Annotated in this window: 16 protein-coding genes; 8 read left to right on the plus strand and 8 right to left on the minus strand. The window is 62.7% G+C overall.

The window, feature by feature from the left end; all coding sequences use genetic code 11:
- Window positions 1–131 precede the first annotated feature (131 nt).
- Complete coding sequence (locus tag ACVWYO_RS07425) at window positions 132–695, minus strand: TetR/AcrR family transcriptional regulator (protein WP_457349493.1); 564 nt, start codon at window positions 693–695, stop codon at window positions 132–134.
- An 82-nt stretch (window positions 696–777) separates the two neighbouring features.
- Here ACVWYO_RS07425 and ACVWYO_RS07430 point away from each other — a divergent pair, with 82 nt between their 5' ends.
- From ACVWYO_RS07430 to ACVWYO_RS07445, 4 genes are all read left to right on the plus strand, one after another.
- Window positions 778–1,194, plus strand: a complete 417-nt coding sequence (locus ACVWYO_RS07430) for a hypothetical protein (RefSeq protein ID WP_457349495.1) — start codon at window positions 778–780, stop codon at window positions 1,192–1,194.
- Between the two features lie 92 nt (window positions 1,195–1,286).
- Window positions 1,287–2,231, plus strand: a complete 945-nt coding sequence (locus tag ACVWYO_RS07435; RefSeq protein ID WP_457354903.1) for an alpha/beta fold hydrolase — start codon at window positions 1,287–1,289, stop codon at window positions 2,229–2,231.
- The gene (locus ACVWYO_RS07440) at window positions 2,228–2,593 is read left to right on the plus strand and encodes a nuclear transport factor 2 family protein (RefSeq protein WP_457349497.1); all 366 of its coding nucleotides are present in this window, start codon (window positions 2,228–2,230) and stop codon (window positions 2,591–2,593) included. The genes ACVWYO_RS07435 and ACVWYO_RS07440 overlap by 4 nt, the downstream gene beginning before the upstream one ends.
- Window positions 2,594–2,685: 92 nt before the next feature.
- Window positions 2,686–3,252, plus strand: coding sequence for a recombinase family protein (locus tag ACVWYO_RS07445; protein WP_457349499.1), 567 nt, complete (start codon window positions 2,686–2,688; stop codon window positions 3,250–3,252).
- 107 nt (window positions 3,253–3,359) lie between these two features.
- Here the strand turns inward: ACVWYO_RS07445 and ACVWYO_RS07450 are convergent, their stop codons facing one another.
- Window positions 3,360–4,022 (minus strand): TetR/AcrR family transcriptional regulator, encoded by a 663-nt coding sequence (locus ACVWYO_RS07450; protein WP_457349501.1) that lies wholly within the window; start codon window positions 4,020–4,022, stop codon window positions 3,360–3,362.
- Between the two features lie 84 nt (window positions 4,023–4,106).
- Here ACVWYO_RS07450 and ACVWYO_RS07455 point away from each other — a divergent pair, with 84 nt between their 5' ends.
- The gene (locus ACVWYO_RS07455; protein ID WP_457349503.1) at window positions 4,107–5,030 is read left to right on the plus strand and encodes an alpha/beta hydrolase family protein; all 924 of its coding nucleotides are present in this window, start codon (window positions 4,107–4,109) and stop codon (window positions 5,028–5,030) included.
- An 87-nt stretch (window positions 5,031–5,117) separates the two neighbouring features.
- The gene (locus ACVWYO_RS07460; protein ID WP_457349506.1) at window positions 5,118–5,867 is read left to right on the plus strand and encodes an SDR family oxidoreductase; all 750 of its coding nucleotides are present in this window, start codon (window positions 5,118–5,120) and stop codon (window positions 5,865–5,867) included.
- Between the two features lie 82 nt (window positions 5,868–5,949).
- On the opposite strand, the gene ACVWYO_RS07465 is transcribed toward ACVWYO_RS07460, so the two are convergent.
- Window positions 5,950–6,645, minus strand: a complete 696-nt coding sequence (locus ACVWYO_RS07465; protein WP_457349508.1) for an aspartate/glutamate racemase family protein — start codon at window positions 6,643–6,645, stop codon at window positions 5,950–5,952.
- A 240-nt stretch (window positions 6,646–6,885) separates the two neighbouring features.
- The gene (locus ACVWYO_RS07470; protein WP_457349510.1) at window positions 6,886–7,437 is read right to left on the minus strand and encodes a TetR/AcrR family transcriptional regulator; all 552 of its coding nucleotides are present in this window, start codon (window positions 7,435–7,437) and stop codon (window positions 6,886–6,888) included.
- Window positions 7,438–7,520: 83 nt separating this feature from the next.
- On the opposite strand from ACVWYO_RS07470, the gene ACVWYO_RS07475 reads away from it, so the two are divergent.
- On the plus strand, window positions 7,521–7,997 hold the full coding sequence (locus ACVWYO_RS07475; protein ID WP_457349512.1) for an SDR family NAD(P)-dependent oxidoreductase: 477 nt from the start codon (window positions 7,521–7,523) through the stop codon (window positions 7,995–7,997).
- A gap of 97 nt (window positions 7,998–8,094) precedes the next feature.
- Here ACVWYO_RS07475 and istB read toward each other — a convergent pair whose 3' ends face one another.
- From istB to pncB, 4 genes are all read right to left on the minus strand, one after another.
- The gene (istB, locus tag ACVWYO_RS07480) at window positions 8,095–8,901 is read right to left on the minus strand and encodes an IS21-like element helper ATPase IstB (protein ID WP_457354905.1); all 807 of its coding nucleotides are present in this window, start codon (window positions 8,899–8,901) and stop codon (window positions 8,095–8,097) included.
- 11 nt (window positions 8,902–8,912) lie between these two features.
- Window positions 8,913–10,433 carry an IS21 family transposase gene (gene istA / locus ACVWYO_RS07485; protein ID WP_457349514.1) on the minus strand — a complete coding sequence of 507 codons (1,521 nt, stop codon included), beginning with the start codon at window positions 10,431–10,433 and terminating at the stop codon, window positions 8,913–8,915.
- A 27-nt stretch (window positions 10,434–10,460) separates the two neighbouring features.
- Entirely contained in the window at window positions 10,461–10,961 is a 501-nt protein-coding gene (locus tag ACVWYO_RS07490; protein ID WP_457349516.1) for a DUF1440 domain-containing protein, read from the minus strand.
- Between the two features lie 114 nt (window positions 10,962–11,075).
- Complete coding sequence (pncB, locus tag ACVWYO_RS07495; RefSeq protein WP_457349518.1) at window positions 11,076–12,380, minus strand: nicotinate phosphoribosyltransferase; 1,305 nt, start codon at window positions 12,378–12,380, stop codon at window positions 11,076–11,078.
- Between the two features lie 83 nt (window positions 12,381–12,463).
- Between pncB and ACVWYO_RS07500 the strand changes: the two genes are divergently transcribed.
- Window positions 12,464–13,057, plus strand: a complete 594-nt coding sequence (locus ACVWYO_RS07500) for a cysteine hydrolase (protein ID WP_457349520.1) — start codon at window positions 12,464–12,466, stop codon at window positions 13,055–13,057.
- Window positions 13,058–13,455: the final 398 nt, after the last annotated feature.

Below are 13,455 nucleotides of genomic sequence, written 5' to 3' on the forward strand. Positions count from 1 at the left end.
GCGGCTCGCGGACCATCTCTCTCTTTTCACCATCCTAGGCGGGTTTAGAGAACGTCATGATGTTCTCATTTCTCGATCGTGAAACGGGAAGACTGGCGTCGAGACCCTATGAAGCGAGCCCTGCCCCGGCGCTAAGTGGCTATTCCGATCGCTCGCAGCAGCAGTTCGACTTGCACCAGGATCAGGCGTTTCATCTCGGCTGTATCCGACGCCACACTTCGAAGTCCTCGCATTCCATAAACGAGGACTCGTGCCAGTTCCGTCGGCGTTGCATTGATGCCTGAGCGCGGGACCTGATCGATGATCAACCCGGCAACGACCGCCTCAAAATTGGCATAGACCTGGCGAACCGCGGCGAAGCGCAGGTCGAACAGGTCGGACGCATCGGGATGAACGTCGGCCAGCTCGACCCCGTGCAGGCCCCAGCTCACACAGGCGGTCCTGAGCCGGTCACCCAGATCGTCCATCGGCGCGAGCGCCTCGGCGATCTCGCCGAGCTTTCGCTCGTCCATCCTGCGGATGACGGTCTCGAAGATCGCATCCTTGTCGGGATGCAGGAGGTAGAGCGCCGGGCGAGACATGCCCGCCTTGGCTGCAATGTCCGCCATGGTGGTGCGGGCGTAGCCATATCGCGTAAAAACGTCCGTCGCGCCGTCCACCGCTCGCTCGGCCTTGATAGATTTCGAAACCGCCATGCCTCTCCCTGACATCACAACTACTATTGTCAATCTGACACTCTGACATTATTTAGAGTTTTGTCAAGTTTGGAGAAGAAAGATGAAGCTCAACGACCTCACGACCGCCGCTATGGACTCGGCAGAAGCATCAATCGGCACCGGTCCGGTGACCATGGTCAATCTTCTCTGGTTCCGGGAGCAGCCGGAATACCAAGCCGGGTTCGCCGACGCCAAGCCTGATGTCCGCAGCGCCTACTACGAGGGATATGCTGGCGCATTCGTCGCCACCGCGAAGGAGCTTGGCGTCGATGGGGTAGAGGTGGTCCTTGCCGGCAGTCGCAAGGACGGTTTGATCGCCGGCCCCGATGACGATTGGGACGACATCGTCGTCGTCCGCTATGGCAGCTTTGCCAACTTCAGGCGGATCGTCGAGAGCGACCGATATCTCAAGACGGCCAGCCCCCACCGTGCCGCCTCCATCGCCAACTGGCGCCTAGTCGCCACGGGATCAAAGTGATGTCGGCTGCCACGGACCTCAGATCGGACCGCGTCGAGACCAGTCGCCACGCCACGGCTTGGGTCGAGGCCGGTCCGTCGGACGGGCCGTTGATGATCTTCCTCCACGGCTGGCCCGAAATCGGGCTGCTCTGGCAGCGTCAGCTCCGCTACTTCGCGGCGCTGGGCTGGCGCTGCGTCGCGCCGGACATGCGCGGCTACGGCGGATCGTCCGTCCCCGGTGATGTGGCCAGCTACGCGGTTCGGGAGATCACGGCCGACATGGTCGAACTCCATGACGCGCTCGGAGGAACACCGGCAGTCTGGGTCGGACACGACTGGGGAGCACCGGTCGCCTGGAGCATCGCGAGTCATCACCCGAACCGCTGTCGCGGCGTTATCGGGCTGTCGGTTCCCTATCTCTCGCGCGGGTTCGCACTGCCCAACCTGCTGCCGCTGGTTGACCGGTGGGTGTACTCCGAGGCGCAGTATCCAGTCGGCCAGTGGGACTATTGGCTGTTCTACCGCGAGAACTTCGGCGACGCTGCCCGAGCCATCGAAACCAACGTCCCGGCGACGCTCTCCGCGCTGTATCGCCCCGGAACACCGGCCGCGGTGGGCAAGCCGGCGATCACCGCGGATGTTCGATCGAGAGGCGGCTGGTTCGGGCGGAATCCGCTTCCACCCGCCGATCCGTCCACGACGATCCTGGCGGAGGACGAGTTCGCCGCGCTCGTGGACGCCTTCACCGTCACGGGGTTCTCCGGCACGGACGCATGGTATCTGAACGACGACGCGAACCTGGCATTCGCCAGGGAGGCGCTCGACTTCGGGCGCCTGCGGCTGCCGGCGCTGTTCCTGCACGGAGCGTGGGACACGGTCTGCGAGACCGTCAGGAGCAGGTTGGCGGACCCGATGCGGGCGGATTGCGCCGATCTCACGGAGGCGACGATCGAAGCGGGCCACATGCTCATGCTCGAGCGGCCCGACGAGGTGAACCGGGCCATCGAAAGCTGGCTCCGGGAAAAGCAGCTGTCCTCAAGAGGAGACGAACGATGAACGACGACAAGCACTTGAAGACCTGGAACATTTACCAGTCCGCCTGGTCGCCGATCGGCGGCACGGAACGGCGCGAGCTGCTGCGGCAGAGCGTTTCGGACGATATCGTCTACACCGATCCGGCGTCACAGGTCCACGGCGCAGACGCGCTCGCCGAGCGCATCTGCAAGAGTCAGCAACAGGTTCCGGGCTCCCGCTTCCGTAACGACAGCTTCATCGAGCATCGCGGCCAGGGCATCTTCCAGTGGACGATGCTCAACGGCGAGGGCGCCGACGCCGTGAAGGGGTCCAGCTTCGCACGCTTCGGCGAGGACGGCCGGCTCGTTCAGGCGACCGGCTTCTTCGAGGCGAAGAAGGGCTGAACGGTAAGATCCTTGTCCCCGACCGGACCCGCCGCGCGTGTCTTGCCATGTGCGCGTGGCGGGTCCGAAGTGTAACGACGGAGAACAGGCCGATGATGATCGGTTATGCGCGCGTCTCGACGACCGATCAGGATTTGACGCTGCAAACCGATGCGCTGGAAAAAGCAGGCTGCGAAAAGCTGTTCACAGACAAGGCAAGCGGCGCGAAGGCTGATCGACCTGGGCTTGCAGAGGCCTTGCACTTCGCGCGCTCTGGCGACACGCTGATGATCTGGAAGTTGGACCGGCTCGGCCGTTCGATCCGCGGCCTCATCGAGCTGGCGGCCGGCCTGTCTGCACGGAAGGTGGACTTCCGGTCCCTGACCGATGGCTTTGACACGGCGACCCCCTCCGGACGTCTTCTATTCTATATTCTCGCCTCGGTCGCGGAGATGGAACGCGAACTGATAAAGGAACGCACGCTCGCCGGTCTGGCGGCGGCTCGCGCAAGAGGTGGCAATGGAGGAGGCAGAAAATCAGCAATGACCCCGGATAAGCTGGACAGCGCGCGTAAGCTGCTCGCGGCAGGTGACAAACCTGTCAAGGTGGCAAAGCTGCTACGCGTCGGCCTCTCGACCTTCTACCGTCATTTTCCTGCCAGCGATCGCGTGATCGGATAGAGGATACCGGCGTGCGATGCGTGGGGTCGGCGTCGCCAGCGTTGTCTCCGTCGGGATCAAGATTTGGGAACATCACGACGTTCATAAAACCGCTCGATGACCCGGTTTTAGGAACGCGTCTTGGTCAAAACCCTAGCTTCTACGCCATAGCGCAGGCCATCCATCAGCAGCATGACCATCCGTTCGGTATGGGCCTCCCCATCATCCCCGGACGTCACCGCAAGGTTACCGATCGCCCGCAGCAGATCATAGGGCGCGATATCCGCACGGGTCTCGCCACTGCGGCCAGCAGCAGACAGCAGCATTGCCAATGCGGGCTCGAACCGGCTTCGAAAATATTCGGGTAGGGTGGCAAATGCCGGATCGCCGGAATGGAGTGCCGCCGCCAACCCCTGCTTGGCGGCCAGAAAGCGTGTGTAGCGCATCAGCCAAGCGACCAAGGCCTCAGCCGGCCCATGTTCGGCCGCAAGCAGCTTCGCTGCATCGGCGCACGCATCGACTTCGCGACGGAATACCGCTGCCACCAAATCGGCACGGGTGGAGAAACGGCGGTAGAGCGTCCCCAGTCCGACACCCGCTTGGGTTGCGATTTTCCGGATCGGTGCATCTACTCCCGAACGGGCGAACACGATCTTGGCGGCTTCCAGAACCGCTTCCTCGTTCCGGCGCGCATCGGCGCGCATTCGTGGTGCGGGCGTTCCCGCATCGTCCGCAGTTGGTGACACGACCTGGACCGCGTTCCGCAATTTGGCCGACACCATTTTCAACATGCTCCCTTGATAAGTGGAACAACGATCCGTATTACAGTGTAACGGATCATTGATCCGCTTGATAGCCGGGAGTTGCGCTGTCTTATGTCCAGTTCATTTGCGGAAGCCGGTCACTCCGCTGTCATCTCCATCGCGCCAATCATCTTGCCGTCACCGGGGCGGGGCGTCGACCTGCATGTCCGGGTGTCAGCGCCGGTCATGGGCGAGGCGCTGCCCGTCATCATCTTCTCGCACGGCAACGGCCAGTCGCTGCACGCCTATGGCCCTCTTGCCGACTATTGGGCGGCACGCGGCTTCGTCGTGATCCAGCCGACGCATCTGGACTCGCGGACGCTCGGCCTTGCTCTTAATGATCCACGTCGGCCGCAATTCTGGCGCTTCCGCGAAGAAGACCTGTTGGCCGTTCTCGACGGGCTTGATCGCATCGAGGGCGAAGCGCCGATGATCCGGGACCGGCTCGATCGCTCGCGCATCGCGGTCGCTGGTCACTCATGGGGCGGGCAGACTGCCGGAACCTTGCTCGGTGCCACCCATCCCGATCCTGACGACGGCTCGTTGGTCAACAGGCAGGATAGCCGCATCAAGGCAGGCGTGCTGCTGGCCGCTCCCGGCAGCGGCAAAAACCTGACCGAACACGCAGCCCGCACCTTCCTTTTCATGTACCCCGACTTCTCGACCATGACGGCGACGACCCTGATTGTCGTTGGCGACCACGACATGGGCAGGCTTTCGACACGCGGCACTGCCTGGTGGCGCGACGCCTACGATTTAAGCCCATCTCCCAAGGCGCTGTTCACGGCCTTTGGTGGCGAACATGCCCTTGGCGGCATCCCCGGATACGAGGCGCGCGAGACGACGGATGAACGACCCCAGCGGGTCTCCGCGATCCAGCGCCTTTCAACAGCCTTTCTCCGAAGCGCGCTCTACCCCGGCGATCCCGCCTGGGTCGGGGCGGTCGCAGCGCTGGAAGCCGACGCCACACCGGAAGGCAGCATCGAAACCAAGTAACCGGACGCCCCCGTTCCGGCTCGCTCGTACTAGCGCGGCTTATTCCATGGCTGGTCGCGCCACGCCATAACCACAGGAGTTACCCTCATGAACACGATCCTCATCACCGGCAGTTCGTCCGGCCTCGGGCTTGAGACTGCCCGCTACTTCCTCGATCGGGACTGGACTGTCATCGCCACGATGCGCACGCCGCGTAATGACGTGCTGCCCGCGTCCGAACGCCTGCGGATCGTCACGCTCGACGTAACCGACGCCGCCAGCATAGCCCGCGTCGTGGAGGAAGCGGGCCCGATCGACGCCCTGGTCAATAATGCCGGTGCCGGCCTCATGGGCGCGCTCGAAGGCGTGTCGATCGATGCGACCCGCCAGCTGTTCGAGCTGAACACGTTCGGCACCATGGCGATGACACAAGCCGTGCTGCCCGGGTTTCGCGCGCAAGGGTCGGGCGTAATCGTCAACGTGTCGTCGGCCGTGACGCTCAAGCCATTGCCGATGCTGTCCGCCTACACGGCCAGCAAGGCGGCTGTGGAGGCGTTCAGCGAAGACCTCGCCCTTGAGGTGGAGCCGTTCGGCGTCCGCGTGCGGCTGGTCATCCCCGGTCGCGCCCCGGAAACGTCGTTCAGCGCGACCGCCCGTGCCCACTCGCAGAACGGAATCCCCGAGGCCTATGCTGCGTGGGCCAAGCAAGTGTTCTCCGCAGCGCCGCAGCAGCCCGGCGAAGTCACTACGGCGACCGACGTGGCGGAAGCGGTCTGGCGGGCCGTCACCGATGCGTCCTCACCGCTCCGCATCCCTGCCGGAGCAGATGCTGTGACGCTTGCTGCACAGGTCGCGTAACGGCTGATCCTTCCCCTGGTTGGCCGGATCGTTCGATGCGATCCGGCCTTCCCAAAACTTGATCCCCTTGGGAAGCGCGCGGTCAGTCAGCCAAAGCCATATCGATCGCCGCTGCTGCATGGAGGGCGGTTGTGTCGAAGATCGGCACCTGACTGTCTTCCGGCCGAACCAGCAGCATGATTTCGGTGCATCCCAAGATCACCGCCTCCGCTCCGCTCTCAACGAGGCGGGCAATGACCGCGCGGTAAGCATCACGCGATGCCGGCAAAATCTTACCAGCGACCAACTCCTCATAGATGATACGATGAACGGTAGTGCGGTCTTCGTCGTCCGGGACGACGACGTTGAGACCATGCTGATCGGTCAGCCTTCCTTTGTAGAAGGCGTGTTCCATCGTGAATGCGGTGCCGAGCAGTCCGACCTTCTTGAAACCGGCCGCCTTGATGCGTTCGGCCGTGGGATCGGCGATATGCAGCAAGGGCACACCTACCGCCGCCTGAACGTCGGCTGCCATGCGGTGCATGGTGTTGGTGCAGATCAGCAGCACGTCCGCACCCCCGGCTTCGAGACGTCGTGCCGCATCGACCATGCGCGTTGTCAGGCCCGGCCAATCGCCCCTGTGCTGCAAGTCCTCGATTTCCGCGAAATTGAACGACCACAGGAGGCAGCGGGCCGATGCGGTCGGGCCGAGCCGATCCCGTACGCCCTCATTGAGGATGCGGTAATATTCGGCAGAACTTTCCCAGCTCATACCTCCGATCAGGCCGATCATCTTCATGCCCAGTATCCCCCGCTTTCATGCACCGTCTGACCACCACCTATGAGTTTCGAGAGTTCTGTCACGTTCTCTTTTTTCGATCCTTGTAAGACGGCGCTGACTGTCACGAGTGCCCTTCGTTTTCGGGAACCTGGATCGGCTCAAGGTCAATTCACCGTCTCGGCTGCAAGAGCTTGGAAACGTCGCTGTCGACGGGAGGATCGAGTACGAAGCGGGGATAAGACAGGATCACCGAACTCGTCAACGCACGCACATGCCGTTGAGGAGCAGATCCACCAGATGAGCAATACGCACCGCCGGTGCGCTGTCCTTTTCGACCGCAATGGATATCGCACTCACCACACAGATGATGTCGTCGAAGCTGGCGTCCCCACGAATGATACCGGCTTCCTGCGTTCGGCGAAGCAGTCGCTGCCCTTCTGCGGTAATAGCAGTACATCCAGGCGTGCCATGTTGAATGACAGTCCCTAGCGAAGCGGCAAGGCTTCGATAGACGCTCGTGTTCGTCGAGAGATCCTCAAGAAACTGGCGCATCGCATCTCCGGGATCATGATCCGCGTCTCGTTCGCGGCTCGTCTCCGCAACCGACTGAAATCGCTCGTTGCTGGTGGCCGCCAAAAGCGCCTCTCGCGTCGGGAAACGGCGATAGAGTGTCCCGATCCCGACCTTCGCTCGCTTGGCCACTTCCTCCAGCGGGACTCCTGCACCTCGTTCAAGAAACACTTCCTCTGCCGCGGTGAGAATGCGTTGGCGGTTCCGTTCCGCGTCGACACGTAAGCCAGCCTCGATCAATTTTTTCTTCCTCACTTGCCAAGTGGAGGTAACCTCCATATGTAAAGTGGAGTAAACCTCCACTTGCTTGAAAGGGTGATATGATGACGAAGCGGTTCGAAGACAAGGTCGTGGTGATTACCGGCGGCAGTGACGGCATCGGGTTGGCATCCGCGCAGCTCTTCGCGCAGGAGGGAGCGTGCGTGTACATCAGCGCGCGGCGTCAGGCCGTGCTCGATCAGGCGGTCAGCCAGATCGGTCACGGTGCGGTCGGCGTACAGGGTGACGTCACGAACCTCGCCGACCTTACGACGCTCTACGAGCGCGTCGAGCGTGACCACGGCAAGGTCGATGTCGTGTTCGCCAATGCCGGCATGCACGAGCCCGTTCCGCTTGAGTCGATCGAAGAAGCCCATTTTGATTCGACGTTCGGCCTTAACGTGAAAGGTCTGGTCTTTACCGTGCAGAAAGCACTGCCGCTGATGACGCAAGGGGGCGTGATCGTCCTCAACGGCTCGATCTGTCAACGCCGGTATAAAATGGGGCCAGCCACCGGTTTAAAAGTGGGCCAGTCAGTTTAAACAAAAAGCCTCTGGTTGAGGCTGGGTTTGATCGGCGTCGGGGAAGCGGCTGTAGCGTAGCGGAAGCCGATTTCCCGACGCCGATTGCCGTTTGGGATCAGGTCATCCTGCTACCCTCCTTGTCCTTTTGGCGCTTACGGCTGCTGGCAAGGCGGAAGCTGTCACCATTCATCTCGAGGATGTGGACGTGGTGGGTCAACCGGTCGAGCAGCGCGCCGGTGAGGCGTTCGGAGCCGAACACCGACGTCCATTCATCGAACGGCAGATTGCTGGTGATCAGCGTGCTGCCCCGTTCGTATCGCTGGCTGAGCACCTCGAACAACAGCTCCCCGCCAACGGCGGTGAACGGCACATAGCCCAGCTCGTCGAGGATCAGCAGCTTGACCGAGGCCAGATGCTTCTGAAGAATGCGTAATCGCCGCTCATCCCGGGCCTCCATCAGGTCATGCACCAGCGCGGCGGCCGTGGTGAACGCCACGCTTTGGCCCTTCTGACAGGCAGCAAGGCCAAGCGCGAGGGCGGCATGGGTCTTGCCCGTGCCGCTGGGCCCCAGCGCGATGACATTGCGGCGCTGTTCGATCCATTCACCGCGCGTCAGTTCCAGCACCAGCGACTTGTTCAGCGAAGGCTGGGCAGCAAAATCGAAGGTGTCGAAGCTCTTGGTGTGCGGGAACTTTGCCATGCGGATGCGGCGTTCCACCATGCGGCGTTCACGGTCGATCCGCTCAAGCTCGCACAGCCGCAGCAGATAGCGCGGATAATCAGCGCGGTCCTGCGCGGCTTCAAGGGCAACCTTCTCATACTCGCGCACGAAGGTCGGCAGCTTGAGCGCCTTGAGGTGGTTGGCCAGCAGCACCGCAGGCGGCACACTGGTAGGGATCTGCGCCATAGCAGGCAGCGGCATCAGGGGTTCGCTCATGCCGGTACTCCTGTCGCTGAAGCATTGGCCTGAGACAGCAAGCCCATATAGGCACCTGGGTCGGTGCGTCCGACATCGGCGCGCGGCAGATGCGGATAAAACTGCAGGTCAAGCCGCGGTGGCCGCCGTTCAAGCCGCGCCAGCGCAATCATCTTTACCGCATCAAAGCTGATCGCCCCCAAATCCAATGCCCGCGCCACCGCCCATTCAACCTGGGACTGCTCGAAGCGCTCGCATAGCCGTAGCACCTGGATAAACTCGCGGCGCCCTTCCTTGCCGCTGCGCGCCTCCATCAACCGGCGAATACGGTGCATCGGCTCGGCCAGTACCCAGCCATCGAGCGGCGCGGCCTGATCAAGCGCGCGCGGTTTTTGCTCCAGCAGCGCCAGATAGTGCAGCGGGTTGGCGATGAAGTCTTCGCGTTCATAGCTGCGCGGATGCACCGCGATCTGTTCCCCCCGGCAGATTACCGCGACCCGATCGACATAGCCTTTGATCACCACCTCCTGGTGGGCATAGGCCGTTGGCACCGAGTAATCATTGGTGCGATAACGGACCAGCGACATCGACGAGGCGCGCCCTGTCACGATATGGCAAGGATCGAACGGCACCGCTGGCAGCGGCATAAACGCCGCCAGGTCGGTGGTCAGCCTGTTACCGATGCTCTGACTGTGCCCGCGCAGCACCGACTGCCTGCGCTCCACGCATTGTTCGAGAAAGCGGGCATTCATGGCATCAAAGCTGTCCGCCACCGGCATCGGCACCATGAAGTGCCGCCGCACATAACCGACCAGCCCTTCGACCTTGCCCTTGTCGTTACCCTTGCCAGGGCGGCCAAACTTGTCTTCGAACAGGTAATGGCTCTGCAGGGTCGAGAACATCCGGCTGCGCTCACGCTTCCCGTCACCCAGTATCTGCGCCACCGCCAGCTTGGTGTTATCATATAGGATCGAGCGCGGGATGCCGCCGAAGAAAGCAAAGGCCGCGACATGGCTCTCACAAAACGCCTCGGCCACCTCGGCCGGATAGGCCTTGAAGAACGGCGCGTCGCTGTGTGGCAGATCCATGCAGAAATAGTGGAACCGTATCAGCTTGCCGCCGACGATCCCGTCCGCCTCACCAAAGTCCACCTGTGCATGGCCCGGTCTGTGGCTCAGCGGAATGAATACCTCGCGGCTGCGTAACTTCGCGCCCGCGACATAATCGCGCACAATCGTAATGCCGCCGGTGAAACCATGCTCATCGCGCAACCGCTCGAATATCCGTCCTCCCGTATGCCGCTGCTTGGCATGCACCGTGCGGTCATCGGTCAATATCTGATCGATGATCTCGGTGAACCCCGACAGCTTCCGGCTGTACGTAACCCCGCATCGCCCGTGCTCCGGCGGCTCCGGAAAAACCAGCATCTTGTCGACCGTCTTGCGATTAATCCCATAATACGCAGCTGCGGCACGGCGGCTCATGCCGTCAATAATCACGGCATGGCGAACCTTCTGATAAAGCTCCACTCTCTTCACCCTCCGCCTCCGCACAAAAGCGAAGGTCTAGCAGGAGTGGCCCCTTTTTAATCCGGTGCTACCGCCCGATGAATGGCCCCTTTTATTACCGGTGTTCTCACTGGCGATTCCGGCGTTCCAGGGGGCGCTGCCCAGACCCACCGCCGGCACGGCCGCTTCATCCAGCAGCGTCGCGGTCCCGAGGCCGAAGGCCAGACCGTAGCCAGCGGTGATCGAGGGCCGGAATTCCGCCGCGACGCCGTACGCCGCGCCCAACGCGATACCGACGGCGTAGTGAACGGCCTGCCCCGCCAGAGGCTTGTTGGCGTCGGACACCGCGCTTCCGCCCGTTCGACTGGCGATCGCGTCGGCCGCCTTCTCCGTGGCTGGTTCTGAATCACCGTCGTTGGCGGGCAGCAGCGGTGACGTGACCGCCTGGAAGCGGTCCATGGCGAATGACGCCACCGCCCCGGCGACCACTCCGGCCACGAGGCCACGCCCCAACTTCGCCCAACCGCTCTGGTCGATTCTGGTCTTGGTCGATGCCACCGCGTCACTCCTCTTGTGCCGCCGGACAACGAGCGCACGGCGAACTGTTTCCAGGTTCGCGGCAAACGCGGCCACGGGAGGTGGACCTCTGTGTTCGATTGGGGGCATGTCGGATCAGACGGAGACGGTTGCATCCGCCCGGCCGGCCTCGCCGAAGATGCGGAGGTAGCGCGCGATCTCGCCCGCCTCCCCCGTCGCCTTTGCCGGGTTGTCCGAGAGCTTGACCGCGGGTCGACCGTCGACGCGTGTGACCTTGCAGACGAGCGAGATCGGTTCGAGACCGGCTTCGCCATCCGGGTCGCAGCCGCGGAAATCGTTCGTCAGGTTCGTCCCCCAGCCGAAGCTCGTCCGCACCCGTCCCTCGAAGTGCCGATAGGCCTCGACGATCGTGTCGGTATCCATTCCGTCCGAGAAGATCAGCAGTTTCTGACGCGGATCGCGACCATGCTCGTGCCACCAGGCGATGATCTGTTCTCCGCCCGCGATCGGCGGAGCGCTGTCGGGACGAAAGCCGGTCCAATCCGCGAGCCAGTCCGGCGCGTTCGCCAGGAAGGCGGTGGTGCCGAAGGCGTCCGGCAGCGCGATCAGCAGATTGCCGCCATAATGCGCCCGCCAGTCCTCGAGCACCCTGTAGGGCGCCGCCGCCACGCCGGCGTCGGTCTCGGCCAGAGCGGCCGCGACCATGGGCAGTTCGTGCGCATTGGTGCCGATCGCCTCCAGATCGTTGTCCATCGCGAGAAGGACGTTCGACGTGCCGATGAAGCGGCTGCCCAGCCCCTCCTTCAAGGCCTCGACGCACCAGCGTTGCCACAGGAAACCGTGACGGCGCCGGGTCCCGAAGTCCGATATGACGAGATCGGGCAGCTCTCGCAGTCGCTCGACCTTCTGCCAGAGCTTCGCCTTGGCGCGGGCGTACACCACGTCGAGCGCGAAGCGGCCGCGATCCTTCAGCACTGCGCGAGACCGCAATTCGTTCAGGATCGCCAATGCCGGGATCTCCCACATCGTCGTGTGCGTCCACGGGCCGTCGAAGCTGAGCTCGTACTGCCCATCGATGATCTTCAGTTCGTACGGCGGCAACTGGAAGTCGGCGAGCCAGCCGATGAAGTCAGGTTCGAACATCCGGTGGTTGCCGTAGAAGCTGTTGCCAGCCAGCCAGATCAATTCCTTCTTCGCGAAACGCAACGTGCGCGCATGATCGAGCTGCGCGCGCAGAGCCGCCTCGTCGACGACTTCGGCAAGACGCACCGAACGCGTGCGGTTGATCAGCGAGAAGGTGGCGCGGACGTCGGGATGGAGATGGCGGATCATCTGCAGCATCAGCAGCTTGTAGAAGTCGGTATCGAGCAACGAACGCACGATCGGATCCAGCCGCCAGCCATGGTCGTACGTACGGGTTGCGATGTCGGTTACGGCCATGTCGATCCTTACGTCGGAACGAGCGAGGCCATAGGCGCTCGAGCGCAATGCCTATATGGAAATCAGGCTCGGGAGATTTGAAGATGCGTAGCGTCGTGATCGTGGTCGACACCCAGGCGGACTTCATGTTGCCCGATGGCGCGCTCGCGGTTGAAGGCGCCGAGGCGCTGATCGCACCGATGACCGCCTGGCTCGGCACGCTCCGCCCCGAGGAGACGGCCGGCGTCGTGTTCACCTTCGACACGCACTACGCCCAGACCTACCCGTTTTCGGCCGAGGCGCTCGAGTTCCCGATCCACTGTGTCCGCGAAACCGCGGGCTGGCGCAACATGCTCTCGCCAGACTCAGTCGATCCGGCGATCCCGGCGTACCGCCTTGAGAAGGGCGTCTTCGCGATGTGGTCCGAGCCCGGCCTGGTGCTGGAGGACGAGCGTACCCCGGCGAGAGGGCTGATCGGACGCGATGCCTACTTTGACGAGCTTCGGATGGATGGTGTCACCAGTGCCATCGTAATCGGCGTGGCCGCGGACTATTGCGTGCGCTGGGCGATCGACGGCCTGGTCAAGCGCGGATTTTCGGTCTCCGTGCCCCGCGCCCTCACTCGCGGCATCGCGCGCGAGATCGATCAGGTCCTAGTAGAAGACTTCGTGGGTAAGAACGTGGTCGAAATTGCGTGAGGCCATCCAACCAATGCTCAGCTGGGTGGCGAGACAATAGGAAGCTATCCGGCTATGATGCTCAACAGACTGATGGGTTCGGCCTCGTGGACGAGACCGCAGTCTCGGTCAGACGGTCCCGTGGGCCTCGCGACGCCGAGTGGCGAAGTTCGAACGTGGCGTTCGAGCGGCGAAGAGCACGTCGAGCTTTGCATCCAACTCAGCCGTCTGACGCGCGACTGAATCCAGCTCGGATTGCGTCAGCGGACGGTTGACCGAGGAGGTATTGCCCCTCAGGCTCAGTGAGGCAATCGAGCGCGAAGCCGGTCCGTTGCGGTACAAGAGCTGTAAGTGCGCCATGGCGGAACGCGTTAAGCGCTCCCAAAGTCTCGTATGTAAGAGAAATCTAGACATCGTCG

This window comes from Sphingomonas sp. UYP23 (genome assembly GCF_054059235.1).

What these genes read in the sequence shown, in the direction of transcription:
- ACVWYO_RS07430 (WP_457349495.1), top strand. Translation starts at nt 778, where the DNA reads ATGAAGCTCAACGACCTCACGACCGCCGCTATGGACTCGGCAGAAGCA.
- istB (WP_457354905.1), bottom strand. Translation starts at nt 8,901, where the DNA reads ATGCCGCTGCCTGCTATGGCGCAGATCCCTACCAGTGTGCCGCCTGCG.
- ACVWYO_RS07455 (WP_457349503.1), top strand. Translation starts at nt 4,107, where the DNA reads ATGTCCAGTTCATTTGCGGAAGCCGGTCACTCCGCTGTCATCTCCATC.
- ACVWYO_RS07440 (WP_457349497.1), top strand. Translation starts at nt 2,228, where the DNA reads ATGAACGACGACAAGCACTTGAAGACCTGGAACATTTACCAGTCCGCC.
- ACVWYO_RS07475 (WP_457349512.1), top strand. Translation starts at nt 7,521, where the DNA reads ATGACGAAGCGGTTCGAAGACAAGGTCGTGGTGATTACCGGCGGCAGT.
- ACVWYO_RS07445 (WP_457349499.1), top strand. Translation starts at nt 2,686, where the DNA reads ATGATGATCGGTTATGCGCGCGTCTCGACGACCGATCAGGATTTGACG.
- ACVWYO_RS07460 (WP_457349506.1), top strand. Translation starts at nt 5,118, where the DNA reads ATGAACACGATCCTCATCACCGGCAGTTCGTCCGGCCTCGGGCTTGAG.
- ACVWYO_RS07425 (WP_457349493.1), bottom strand. Translation starts at nt 695, where the DNA reads ATGGCGGTTTCGAAATCTATCAAGGCCGAGCGAGCGGTGGACGGCGCG.
- pncB (WP_457349518.1), bottom strand. Translation starts at nt 12,380, where the DNA reads ATGGCCGTAACCGACATCGCAACCCGTACGTACGACCATGGCTGGCGG.
- ACVWYO_RS07500 (WP_457349520.1), top strand. Translation starts at nt 12,464, where the DNA reads ATGCGTAGCGTCGTGATCGTGGTCGACACCCAGGCGGACTTCATGTTG.
- ACVWYO_RS07435 (WP_457354903.1), top strand. Translation starts at nt 1,287, where the DNA reads ATGATCTTCCTCCACGGCTGGCCCGAAATCGGGCTGCTCTGGCAGCGT.
- ACVWYO_RS07465 (WP_457349508.1), bottom strand. Translation starts at nt 6,645, where the DNA reads ATGAAGATGATCGGCCTGATCGGAGGTATGAGCTGGGAAAGTTCTGCC.
- ACVWYO_RS07450 (WP_457349501.1), bottom strand. Translation starts at nt 4,022, where the DNA reads ATGTTGAAAATGGTGTCGGCCAAATTGCGGAACGCGGTCCAGGTCGTG.